Annotated in this window: 9 protein-coding genes; 6 read left to right on the top strand and 3 right to left on the bottom strand. The window is 63.8% G+C overall.

Features of this window, described 5'->3' with window-relative positions:
• Window positions 1-28: 28 nt before the first annotated feature.
• Window positions 29-4,315: a DNA-directed RNA polymerase subunit beta' gene (gene rpoC / locus CDQ91_RS04665; RefSeq protein ID WP_088471561.1), complete on the top strand. Its 4,287-nt coding sequence runs from the start codon at window positions 29-31 to the stop codon at window positions 4,313-4,315.
• 374 nt (window positions 4,316-4,689) lie between these two features.
• On the opposite strand, the gene CDQ91_RS04660 is transcribed toward rpoC, so the two are convergent.
• A complete protein-coding gene (locus tag CDQ91_RS04660; protein WP_088471560.1) occupies window positions 4,690-4,869 on the bottom strand; it encodes a PspC domain-containing protein in 180 nt (59 codons plus the stop codon).
• A 59-nt stretch (window positions 4,870-4,928) separates the two neighbouring features.
• Window positions 4,929-5,057: a hypothetical protein gene (locus CDQ91_RS21850; RefSeq protein WP_272897605.1), complete on the bottom strand. Its 129-nt coding sequence runs from the start codon at window positions 5,055-5,057 to the stop codon at window positions 4,929-4,931.
• 268 nt (window positions 5,058-5,325) lie between these two features.
• Here CDQ91_RS21850 and recF point away from each other — a divergent pair, with 268 nt between their 5' ends.
• The 3 genes from recF to CDQ91_RS04645 all read left to right on the top strand — a co-directional run bounded on the left by recF (window position 5,326) and on the right by CDQ91_RS04645 (window position 9,478).
• Window positions 5,326-6,435 carry a DNA replication/repair protein RecF gene (recF, locus tag CDQ91_RS04655; RefSeq protein WP_088471559.1) on the top strand — a complete coding sequence of 370 codons (1,110 nt, stop codon included), beginning with the start codon at window positions 5,326-5,328 and terminating at the stop codon, window positions 6,433-6,435.
• A gap of 86 nt (window positions 6,436-6,521) precedes the next feature.
• Window positions 6,522-7,076 (top strand): septal ring lytic transglycosylase RlpA family protein, encoded by a 555-nt coding sequence (locus CDQ91_RS04650; RefSeq protein ID WP_088471558.1) that lies wholly within the window; start codon window positions 6,522-6,524, stop codon window positions 7,074-7,076.
• Window positions 7,077-7,201: 125 nt separating this feature from the next.
• On the top strand, window positions 7,202-9,478 hold the full coding sequence (locus CDQ91_RS04645) for a penicillin acylase family protein (protein WP_088471557.1): 2,277 nt from the start codon (window positions 7,202-7,204) through the stop codon (window positions 9,476-9,478).
• Between the two features lie 12 nt (window positions 9,479-9,490).
• On the opposite strand, the gene CDQ91_RS04640 is transcribed toward CDQ91_RS04645, so the two are convergent.
• Window positions 9,491-10,705 (bottom strand): SPOR domain-containing protein, encoded by a 1,215-nt coding sequence (locus CDQ91_RS04640; protein ID WP_088471556.1) that lies wholly within the window; start codon window positions 10,703-10,705, stop codon window positions 9,491-9,493.
• A gap of 255 nt (window positions 10,706-10,960) precedes the next feature.
• Between CDQ91_RS04640 and CDQ91_RS04635 the strand changes: the two genes are divergently transcribed.
• Window positions 10,961-11,683: a ParA family protein gene (locus tag CDQ91_RS04635; protein ID WP_088471555.1), complete on the top strand. Its 723-nt coding sequence runs from the start codon at window positions 10,961-10,963 to the stop codon at window positions 11,681-11,683.
• Window positions 11,684-11,700: 17 nt separating this feature from the next.
• Entirely contained in the window at window positions 11,701-12,375 is a 675-nt protein-coding gene (locus tag CDQ91_RS04630) for a hypothetical protein (RefSeq protein ID WP_088471554.1), read from the top strand.
• Window positions 12,376-12,382 lie beyond the last annotated feature (7 nt).

Here is a 12,382-nt window from a genome sequence, read left to right as displayed (position 1 = left end):
GGCGAGGGGGGAAGAGTGGAGCTAGAATATGAACCAGCTTACCAACTTCATGAACCCGGTCGCGAAGCCCGAAACCTTCGACATGATCAAGATCGGCATCGCGAGCCCGGAGCGCATCCGCTCATGGTCGTTCGGCGAGATCAAGAAGCCCGAAACCATCAACTACCGCACGTTCAAGCCCGAGCGTGACGGCCTGTTCTGCGCGCGCATCTTTGGCCCGATCAAGGATTATGAATGCCTGTGCGGCAAGTATAAGCGCATGAAATACAAGGGCATCGTCTGCGAAAAATGCGGTGTCGAAGTCACGGTGACCAAGGTCCGCCGCGAGCGCATGGGCCATATTGAGCTCGCCGCGCCGGTCGCGCACATCTGGTTCCTGAAGTCGCTGCCGTCGCGCATCGGCCTGCTGCTCGACATGCAGCTCAAGCAGCTCGAGCGCGTCCTCTATTTCGAAGCCTATATCGTTCTTGAGCCCGGCCTGACCCCGCTCGAGAAGTTCCAGCTGCTGACCGAAGACGAACTGCTCGACGCGCAGGACGAATATGGCGAAGACGCATTCAGCGCCGGCATCGGCGCCGAAGCGATCCGCGTGCTTCTCGAGAATCTCGATCTCGAGCAGGAACGCACCGATCTGCTCGAAGATCTGGCGACGACCAAGTCGGAGCTGAAGCCCAAGAAGATCATCAAGCGTCTGAAGGTCGTCGAAAGCTTCATCGATTCGGGCAACCGCCCCGAGTGGATGATCCTCGAAGTCGTTCCCGTGATCCCGCCCGAATTGCGCCCGCTGGTGCCGCTCGACGGCGGCCGCTTCGCGACGTCGGATCTCAACGATCTCTATCGCCGCGTGATTAACCGCAACAACCGCCTGAAGCGCCTGATGGAGCTGCGCGCGCCGGACATCATCGTCCGCAACGAAAAGCGCATGCTTCAGGAAGCCGTCGACGCGTTGTTCGATAACGGCCGCCGCGGCCGCACGATCACCGGCGCCAACAAGCGTCCGCTGAAGTCGCTGTCCGACATGCTCAAGGGCAAGCAGGGCCGCTTCCGTCAGAACCTGCTCGGCAAGCGCGTCGACTACTCGGGCCGTTCGGTCATCGTGACCGGTCCCGAACTCAAGCTGCACCAGTGCGGTCTGCCGAAGAAGATGGCGCTCGAACTGTTCAAGCCGTTCATCTACGCGCGCCTCGACGCCAAGGGTCTGTCGATGACCCTGAAACAGGCGAAGAAGTGGGTCGAAAAGGAACGCAAGGAAGTCTGGGACATCCTCGACGAAGTCATTCGCGAGCACCCGGTCATGTTGAACCGCGCTCCGACGCTTCACCGTCTGGGCATCCAGGCGTTCGAGCCTGTGCTGATCGAAGGCAAGGCGATCCAGCTTCACCCGCTGGTCTGCTCGGCCTTCAACGCCGACTTCGATGGCGATCAGATGGCCGTTCACGTTCCGCTGAGCCTTGAGGCGCAGCTGGAATGCCGCGTCCTGATGATGTCGACGAACAACATCCTGTCGCCCGCAAACGGCAAGCCGATCATCGTTCCGTCGCAGGATATGGTCCTCGGTCTCTATTATCTGTCGATGGAGCGCCCTGGCGAACCGGGCGAAGGCATGTTGCTCGCCGATATGGCCGAAGTGCATCAGGCGCTTCACATCGGTGCGGTCACGCTGCACAGCAAGGTGACGAGCCGCGTTCCGCAAACCGATGAGAAGGGCAATGAATATTTCAAGCGCTTCGAAACGACCCCGGGGCGCATGCTGATTGCAGAGTGCCTGCCGAAGTCACACACCGTGCCCTTTGATGTCGTCAACCGCCTTCTGACCAAGAAGGAAATCGGCGACGTGATCGATCAGGTCTATCGTCACACAGGTCAGAAAGAGACCGTGCTGTTCGCCGATGCCATCATGGGGCTGGGCTTCCGCCACGCGTTCAAGGCGGGCATCTCGTTCGGCAAGGACGACATGATCATTCCCGCTTCCAAGGAAGGCATGGTCAACGAAACCCGCGCGCTCGTGAAGGATTTCGAACAGCAGTATCAGGACGGCCTGATCACGCAGCAGGAAAAGTACAACAAGGCGATCGACGCCTGGTCGCAGTGCGGCGACAAGGTCGCGACCGCGATGATGGACGAAATTCGGGCCGAGCCGATGGATCCGAAGACGGGTCGTCTCGCTCCGATCAACTCCATCTATATGATGGCCCACTCGGGTGCTCGTGGTTCGCAGGCGCAGATGAAGCAGCTTGCCGGCATGCGCGGCCTGATGGCCAAGCCGTCGGGCGAGATCATCGAAACGCCGATCATCTCGAACTTCAAGGAAGGCCTGACCGTTCTCGAGTATTTCAACTCGACCCACGGTGCACGTAAGGGCTTGGCCGATACGGCGCTCAAGACGGCAAACTCGGGTTACCTGACCCGCCGTCTGGTCGACGTGTCGCAGGATTGCGTCGTGATCGAGGAAGATTGCGGCACGACCCGCGGCATGGAAATGCGCGCGATTATCCAGGGCGGTTCGACGATCGCCTCGCTGGGCGAGCGTATCCTGGGTCGCACGACGCTCGAAGACGTGGTCGACAAGGACGGCAATGTCCTTGCTCCCGTCGGCACGCTGCTTGACGAACCGACGACGCAGCTGATCGAGGACGCCGAAGTTCAGGCGGTCAAGATCCGTTCGCCGCTGGTTTGCGAAGCGGTGCTGGGTGTTTGCGGCAAATGCTATGGCCGTGACCTTGCCCGCGGTACGCCGGTCAACATCGGTGAAGCTGTCGGCGTTATCGCCGCCCAGTCGATCGGTGAACCGGGCACGCAGCTGACGATGCGTACCTTCCACATCGGTGGCGCGGCGCAGGTCAACGAACAGTCGAACGCCGAAGCGATCTCGGACGGCACGATCGAATATCGTGATATGCCGACGATCGTCGATCAGCGTGGTCGCCGTCTGGCGCTGGCGCGTTCGGGTGAAATCGCGATCATCGACAGTGAAGGCCGCGAACGCGCGTCGCACAAGCTGCCCTATGGTGCGCACATCCTCCACAAGGATGGCGACAAGGTGAAGAAGGGCGACCGGATTGCCGAATGGGATCCGTTCACCATGCCGCTGATCACCGAAAAGCAGGGCGTCGTGAAGTATCAGGATCTGGAAGATACCAAGACCCTGATCGAACAGGTCGACGAAGCGACGGGCATCGCCCAGCGCGTCGTGATCGAATATCGCTCGGCGGGCCGCAGCAAGAAGGAAGATCTTCAGCCGCGCCTCACCTTGCTCGACGATCAGTCGGGTGAAGCGGCACGCTATCTGCTCGCGGTCGGCACGATGTTGTCGGTCGAGGACGGTCAGGAAGTGCAGGCGGGCGACGTGCTGGCACGTGTCAGCCGCGAAGCGTCGAAGACGCGCGACATCACCGGTGGTCTGCCGCGTGTTGCCGAGCTGTTCGAAGCACGCATTCCCAAGGACAACAGCGTTATCGCGAAAATCAGCGGCCGCATTGAATTCGTCAAGGATTACAAGGCGAAGCGCAAGATCGCGATCGTTCCGGAAGAAGGCGATCCGATCGAGTATCTCATTCCCAAGTCGAAGGTCCTCGAAGTACAGGAAGGCGATCAGGTCAAGCGCGGCGATGCGCTGATCAGCGGTTCGCCCAACCCGCACGACATTCTCGACGTCATGGGCGTGGAAGCACTGGCCGAATATCTCGTCGCGGAAATCCAGGAAGTCTATCGACTCCAGGGCGTGAAGATCAACGACAAGCACATCGAGGTGATCGTTCGCCAGATGCTGCAGAAGGTCGAGATCACCGACGGCGGCGACACCACCTTGTTGCCTGCCGAACAGCTCGATTATCTGGAGATGATGGAATATAACGCCAAGCTGCCGAAGAATGGCCGTCCCGCCGTCGGGCGTCCGGTCCTCCTCGGCATTACCAAGGCGAGCCTGCAGACGCGCAGCTTCGTTTCGGCGGCGTCCTTCCAGGAAACGACCCGCGTTCTCACCGAGGCTTCGGTGCAGGGCAAGATCGATTCGCTGCAGGGCCTCAAGGAAAACGTCATCGTCGGCCGCCTCATCCCGGCGGGTACCGGCGCTGCGATGAACCGCGTTCGCGTTACCGCGTCGAGCAAGGATGCTGCACTGCGCGCCGCGATGCGCGCTGCGAACCCGGCGCATCTGATCGCACCAAAGACCGCTGCCGAAGAGCATGCTGCCGAACTGGCGCAGGGCCCCGAAGCCGCGATCGGCGACGATCCGCTGGGCAAGGTCCAGGGCGAAGACTTCACCACCGACGATGTGATGGTCGAAGATCGTCCGGAAGCTGACGGCGAGGAATAACTTCCTCGGCCTGGTGCTGACAGAAAAGGGCCCCGCTGGAGCGATCCGGCGGGGCTTTTTCTTTGCATTCGGGAGGCCGCTTCGGGGTGGGAAGAGGACATAAAGATCCTCCCTGTCGCGCAGCGATGGGGAGGGGGACCGCCGCCGCAGGCGGTGGTGGAGGGGCAGCGACGTCAGCGCCCATAGCCCCTCCGTCAGCCCTTCGGGCTGCCACCTCCCCATGCCTGCGGCACAGGGAGGATCGAATGGCCGCAACTGGTCGAATGCAGCCGTCGGGAATTGCGAAATAGAAAGGGGCCCACCGGGTGGCCGGCGGGCCCTTTGTTCTGGGGAATATGCGGGCCCCGCGTGTTTGCGTCCGGCCCGGGGCTGTCCTAGGGCGCGAGGATCGCGACCGCGAGGTACAGCAGCAGCGGCAGGCCGAAGCCCAAGAGCGTCAGCGCCACAAAGGCGATGCGCGTCCACAAGACGTCGACACCGAACTGGTCTGCCATCCCGGCGCACACGCCGAAGATCACACCATCGCGACGATTCTTGCGAAAACCCTGTTTCATTTCTTTCCTTTCAGTCCCGGCTGGCGCCGGCGTTTTTTTGGTTGTGAGGAGGCCGCTGGTCAGATGACCAGCGAACCAACCTGCGCACCATTCTGACCGGCAATCGCGAGCAGCATGACCGAGCAATAGACCGAAGCAACCGCGGCGACGGCGTAGCTGCGGAGCGAGTCGATGTTGAAATATGCCATGATATTGTCCTTCCTGTATCCTTCCCATCGGACCATCCGGGGGATGCCAAAGGTAATGCAGGAGGCGTGCCAATTTCATTCATTGGCGGTTAAGCGGGATTTTTGGGGTTTTGGATTTTTCCGCCGTTGCGAAAATAGCTCTAAGGTGGGAGAATATCCCAATATTAGGAAATTTATTTCACCCATATGGATTGTCCGTCACCCCCAAGCGAGAGGGAGGAAACTGTTCATTCCTTCAAACTGCGAAATCCCCTAGGACGGCGCCGACATGACGCTCATCCGCCTCTCGCTGACCGATTTTCGCAATCATGCCGGCGCGGACATGGCGGCCGACGCCGGGCTGGTTGCGCTTCACGGCGACAATGGTGCGGGCAAAACCAATATATTGGAAGCGATCTCGCTGCTCGCGCCGGGGCGCGGGCTGCGTCGCGCGGCGTTGCCGGACATGGTGCGTGACGGTGCGAGTGGAGGCTTTGCGATTTTTGCCGAGGTGCAGGCAGGTGTCGGCCTGTCGCCGGTCGCGCTGGGGACAGGGATCGAGCCCGCGCACCCCGGACGACGGATCGTGCGGATCAATGGGGCATCCGCTGCCGCAGGGTCGCTTGGCGAGTGGGTTGCGGTCTTGTGGCTGACCCCGGCGATGGACCGCTTGTTCGTCGAGACCGCAGGGAACCGGCGGCGCTTCCTCGATCGACTGGTGCTGGCGCTCGATCCGCGCCACGCGCAGCACAGCAACCGCTATGAGGCGGCGCTGCGCGCGCGCGGAAAATTGCTCGCCGACCCGTCGTCCGCCGATCCGCAATGGCTCGCGAGCCTCGAGGCACAACTGGCTGAACATGGCGCGGCGATGGACGCTGCGCGGCAGGCCATGCTGGCCGCCTTGTCGGCTGAACTGGCGGGGCAGCCAGACGCGCCCTTTGCGCGCCCGCTGCTGACGCTCCTCGACAGCGACGGCGCGGAGCGCGAGGCGCCGCACGAGGCCGATGCGCTGAAGACGTTGTTCGCAGCCCGGCGGCGGATCGACGCAGCGGCAGGGCGGGCGACCGCCGGCCCGCACCGCGATGACCTGTCCGCCGTCCACGCCGTGACGCGCCGCAGCGCTGCCCGTTGTTCAACCGGCGAGCAAAAGGCGATGCTGCTGTCGCTCATCCTTGCGCACAGCGATTGTGTCGCGCGGGCGCGGGCCAGGCGTCCGCTCCTGTTGCTCGACGAGGTTGCCGCGCATCTGGACCCGCTGCGACGTGGCGCGCTCTATGAAAGGCTGGCGGGGCAGGGCGGGCAAGCGTGGCTCACCGGGACCGAGGCTGCGCTCTTCGCCGACATGCCGGGTCCGGTAACGCGATTTCGCATCGCCGGTGGGCGGATTGCGGCGGGATAGCGGGCGCCGGAGGGAAGAGAAAGTCGCCAAAGGGCTTTATCCCCATGCGCGCTCTATCTAGGGTCGGGCAAATGCAGCGATGTTCCATGACCCGATTGGTGAGCGCCGTGGCGCTGGTCCTGATGCTTTCGGCCTGCGCGGGCGGCGGCGGTTTTCGGGCGGTGAGCGATGCGCCGGTGCGGATCGGCCCGGCCTATGCGGTTCGCGGCACAACCTATGTGCCCGCGGCCGCGCCCGACTATGATCGGGTAGGTTATGCGAGCTGGTACAGGAATGAGTCCGGCAACCGCACCGCCAATGGTGAGAAGTTCCGTCCCGGCTGGATGACTGCAGCGCACACCACCTTGCCCTTGCCGACCTATGTTGAGGTGACGGCACTCGACACCGGGCGGCGGATCGTCGTGCGGGTCAATGATCGCGGCCCTTTTGCGGCGGGACGGATCATCGATCTGTCGCGGGGGGCGGCCGAAGAATTGGGCATCAAGGCGCAGGGCCATGCGATGGTGCGGGTGCGCCGCGTCGAACCGTCGGAGAAGGATCGCAAGCGGCTGCGCGAAGGCAAGTCCGCGGCCGCGCTGGCGCCCGTGGCGGGACGCGAACTGGAGCGGCTGCGGGGACAGGTTTCGGCTGGAGTTCGGTGAGGCGCGGGGACATGCTGTGGACACTGATGTCAATACGGGCGCTTGACGTTTCCGGGTGCTGCGCGCCACTTGCGGACTGAGCTGGTCTGCTACGTAGCCGACGTCAATTGTCGAGGGATTTCCGTATGATGAAATGGGTTGCGGCGGCGGCTTTGGCCGGTGCGGTGTCGATCGTACCGGCGACGGCGAAGGATCGCCTCGACGCAACGATCGTCCGCACGACCTATGGCATCCCACATATCAAGGCAAAGGATTGGCGCGGCCTCGGCTATGGTGTCGGCTATGCCTATGCGCAGGATAATCTGTGCATGATCGCCGAGGAGTTTGCGACTGTGGCGGGCGAGCGGTCGCTCTATTTCGGCGCGGCGAACAAGGCGGTTCTGGGCTTTAGCGAAATCGACAATTTGTCGTCGGACGTATTTTTCCGCGCGACGATCGACCTGCCGCGCCTGCGCGCGGGTGCGGCGGCGCAGGGCCGCGAGATGGCGGGGATGGTCGATGGCTATGTCGCCGGATATAATCGCTGGCTGCGCGAGATCGGCCCGAACGGCGTGCCCGAGGGGTGCCGCGGCAAGGCGTGGGTGCGGCCGATCAGCAGCGATGATCTGTTGCGCCTCAATGAGAAAACGATGTTGTTGGCGGGTTCGCTGGCACTGGCGAACGGGATCGCCAATGCCGCGCCGCCGGGTAAAGCGGTCGCAAGCCTTTCGGGCGGGCTGCCCGGCCCGGATGATGCGCGCTTTGGCAGCAACGGTTGGGCGTTCGGCGCCGAGACGACGGCGGACGGCCGCGGGCTGTTGATCGGCAATCCGCATTTTCCGTGGAATGGCCCCAACCGCTTCTGGCAGATGCATGTGACGATACCGGGCCAGATCGACACCATGGGAGTTGGTCTCGCCGGGACGCCGCTGCCGATACTTGGTTTCAATCGCGACATCGCCTGGACGCATACGGTGACCGCCGCGCGCCATTTCACCCTGTTCCAGCTGAAGCTCGATCCCGCCGATCCCACCGCCTATCTGGTCGACGGAAAATCGGAGAAAATGGGCACGCGGACGATCAGCGTGCCGATGGGTGATGGCGCCGCGCCGGTCAGCCGCACGCTTTATACGACGCGTTTCGGCGCGCTCGTCGCGCTGCCGTCGTCGGGGTTGACGTGGAGCGGGACGACGGCCTTTGCGATGCGCGACGTCAACAGCGGCAATCAGCGCGCGCTGGGGACATGGGTTCGCATCGCACGCGCGAAGAGTGTCGGTGAGGTACGCCGCGCGGTTGAGGAAACGCTGGGCATTCCGTGGGTCAACACGATCGTCGCCGACCGCAACGGCGACATATTGCATGCCGACGTGACCGCCGTGCCCAATTTGTCCGCCGACAAGATCAAGGCCTGTGCGACCCCCTTTTCGGCGCTTGCCGCCAGCGTCGCGACCCTGCTCGACGGATCGCGTGCCGAATGCGACTGGGATGTGGCCGAAGGCACGCCGGTTCCGGGGCTGCTGCCTGCGGCGTCGCAGGCGGTCTATGCGCGGCGCGACTATGTGACCAACAGCAACGACAGTTACTGGATGAGCAACGCCAGCGCGCCGCACAAGCCGCTATCGCCGATCCTCGGCGGTGCCGAAAGCGCATTGTCGCTGCGCACCCGCTCGAACTTCATCGAATTGGGCCATTTGCTGAACGGTGAGGGCGGCAAGCCGAGGGTGAAGATCGACCATGCGGTCGCCAAAGAACTGACGCTGGCGAACAAGAGCCTCGCTGCCGACCTTACGGTCGACCGGCTTCTTGAACTGTGCCGGGGCAAGACCGAAGTGGCGCGCGGATGCGCGGCACTGGAGGGTTGGGATCGCCGCTTCAACCTCGACAGCCGGGGCGCCTATCTGTTCACGGTCTTCTGGAAGAGCGTCCATAAGATGCCCGGGCTGTGGGCGGTGAAGTTCGACGTTGCCGACCCGGTCCACACCCCGCGCGACATGGTGACGACGGGTGAGGTCGGGGCAAAGTTGCTTGCCGCGCTGGCGACGGCGACGGCGCAACTCGACAAGGAAGGGGTCGCGCTCGATGCGCGCTGGGGCGATGTCCAATATGCACCGCGCGGCGATGAGCGGATTCCGGTTCACGGCGGCGAAGGCATTGCCGGGGTGCTGAACCTTCAGAACGCCGCACCTGCGCCCGGCGGGGTCATCCCCTATCATGGGTCGAGCTATATCCAGATCGTCGGGTTCGATCCTTCGGGGCCGGTCGCCGACGCGGTGCTGTCCTATTCGCAATCGACCGACCCGGCATCGCCGCATTTCGCCGATCAGACGCGGCTTTATTCGGCGAAACTATGGCATCGCCTGCCCTTCAGCGCGAAGGCGATTGCCGCCGATGGCGCCAGCAAGCCGGTGCGTATCAGGGAGTGAGCAGCGCCTGGCCTATTTATCGACGACGAGGCAGGCCTGATCCGGTTTGCGCACCGCCGCGCAGAAGCTTTCGGCTTCGCCCTTGTTGGCAAAGCCGCCGGCCTGAAGGCGGGTGATCTTGCCGCTTTTGACCAGATAGGGCTGGCGTCCCGCAAAGGCGGGGTTCTTCTTTTCGAGCGAGGCCCACAGGTTTCGGGCATTCGCCTCGACCCCGAAGGCTCCAAGCTGGGCACGCCAGGGGCTGGCGGCGGCGTTCTGCGTCGGCGTGGCGGGCGCGGGCTTGGTGATCACCGCTTTGGGCGGCACCTGCACGGCAGGCTTCACAGGCGCGGGCTTTGTCGGCGCAGGCGACAGCGTGCCGCTTTCGGGCGGCGCGGGATAGCTGGTGCCGGGCGTCGTCGTTGTCGGGGTGGCAGCCTTGGCAGCAGTTGCGGCCGCGGTCGCGGCGCTCGCGGCTTCGGCGGCGCGGACGGCGGACGGGGGTGGCGTGGTCGCAGGCGGAGTCGGTTTGACCGCCGCGATCACCGGCGGCGGGGTGTAGCTGGCGCCGGGGACCGAAGGCGGGACGCTGGCGACCTTGATCGGCGAAGGGGCGGTCGCCTTGGTCGCCGGGGGGGCGGCGGCGCTTACCGCAGCGAGGCGCGCGCGCTGTTCGGCTTTTTCAATCTCGGGCAGCATCGCGAGGCCGCGCTGCCGCTGCTCGAGCGGGATGAGCTGATCAAGCTGCGAAAGGCGGGCCGAAGCGATGGTGAGGCCGGCGTCGCTCGCGCGCTTGGTCAGCGCATAGGCGCGCGGCCAATCCTCCTTGGCGAGGTCGCCGTTGAAATGGGCGGTGCCAAGGACATATTGCGCGCGCGGTTCGCCGCGCTCGGCCGAGCGGAGGATGAAGGGCATCGCCTCCTCGCGGCGATTGGCGGTGAAGAGGATGAGGCCCAGATTATCCTCGGCCTGCAAATGCCCCTGTTTGGCGGCACGGCGATACCAGCTTTCGGCCTGACCGAGATCGGCGGGGACGCCACGGCCAAGCTTATAGGCCTGGCCGAGGTTGAACTGGGCGTCCGCATCGCCGGTGATCGCGAGCGGGCGCCATTGGGCGACCGCAGCCTTATAGTCGCCGCTTTGCCAGGCATCGACGCCGGCCTTGACGTCGGCATGGGCGGGCACCGCGATCAGGGCGGCGACGGCCAAGGACAGGGCCAGCGAACCGGCGGTGCGGAAATTACGCATCAATAGTCTCCAATGGCATGCCCCGGCTGGAAGCGGCTGCAGTCCCGACATGCCGGTTAAGCGGAAATGGCTAACATCATGTTAGCGAAACCTAAAAGCGTCAATTTTGCTCCGCTATGGCACAATGTAGCATTAAGTCGCTGTTTACCACGGGCTCCAACGGATCGTTCACCATCATTTTATCATCGTTAACTCAATTTTAGCGCCCCGCATGGCATTCCACCGCCAATTCGTGGATTTATCAGGGGGACGGCTGTGCGCGTTTTGGCATTGGCTTCACAAAAGGGGGGGTCGGGTAAAACCACCCTGTCGGGGCATCTGGCGGTACAGGCGCAAATTGCGGGCGCAGGGCCGGTCGTCCTTATCGACATCGATCCGCAAGGCTCGCTCGCCGACTGGTGGAACGAGCGCGAAACGGACCTTCCGGCCTTTGCCCAGACCACCGTCGCACGGCTGGCATCCGACCTCGAAATCCTGCGCCAGCAAGGCTTCAAACTGGCGGTCATCGACACTCCGCCGGCAATCACCATGGCGATCCAGAGCGTGATTTCGGTATCCGAACTGATCGTTGTTCCGACCCGGCCGAGCCCGCATGATCTGCGTGCCGTCGGCGCCACCGTTGATCTGTGCGAACGCGCCGGCAAGCCGCTGGTGTTCGTCGTCAACGGCGCAACCCCGAAAGCGAAAATCACCAGCGAAGCCGCTGTCGCATTGTCGCAGCACGGTACAGTTGCCCCCATCACCCTGCACCACCGCACCGATTATGCCGCGTCGATGATCGACGGTCGCACGGTGATGGAGGTCGACCCGAACAGCCGGTCGGCCGAAGAGATCCGCCAATTGTGGACCTATATGAACGACCGGCTCGAAAAGAATTTCCGCCGCACCGTGTTCAGCTCGCCGATCCCGGCGCAGGCTGGTTATGGCGCAGTCCGCCCGATGGGTGGTGGCTTCGGCCGCCGCATCGCGGGCCAGTGAGAGAGGGAGTGGATATCATGGGCGAACCCAAACCCCTCGCATCGCTGAGCGCCGGATTGCTGGCCCGCAAGGGCGGCGCACGGCCTGCCATGCGCCGTCAGCCGCTGGGCAGCGGCCCCGTTTCGATGAGCGGCACCGGTTATGACGACCTCGGCTGGAACGACATGGGCTATGACGTCGATCCCGACCAGTCGGGCGAACCGGCGCAGATGCTCGATTTGAAGCCGCTGCTTACCGGATCGGTCTTGGCGCATAATGTCGAGGCCGAACAGGCTGTCGAGGAAGGTGTCGGCGGCGAGCTGACCCAACTGGTCGAGCCAACCGAGATCATGGGCGTCGATGCGGATTATGTCGCCGAAGCACCCGCGATCCCCGAGATCGTTCGCCAGCAGGAATCGCTGATCGACCGCGTCGCCGCAGTGGCGCGCAAGGTCGAGGCGCGTCCGGCCCCCAAGACACCGAAAGCCAAGGCGCCGCGCACGCTGCGCGCTCGGGAAAAGGCGGCCTTCACGCTGCGGCTCGATGCCGAACGTCATCTCCGGTTGCGGTTGGCGAGCGCGGTGACGAACCGCTCTTCACAGTTGATCCTGATCGATTTGCTCGACGAATATCTGGCATCGCTGCCCGAAATCGACGCGATGGCGAGCCGCCTGCCGGCGGTGCGGCCGCCGCGCCGGACGGCACAGGGTTAGGCCAGCA

The sequence above is a fragment of the Sphingopyxis witflariensis genome (genome assembly GCF_002205635.1).
Lineage (GTDB): Bacteria > Pseudomonadota > Alphaproteobacteria > Sphingomonadales > Sphingomonadaceae > Sphingopyxis > Sphingopyxis witflariensis.
Note: the sequence above shows the minus strand (reverse complement) of the source record. Positions and strands in the feature narration are given on the sequence as shown.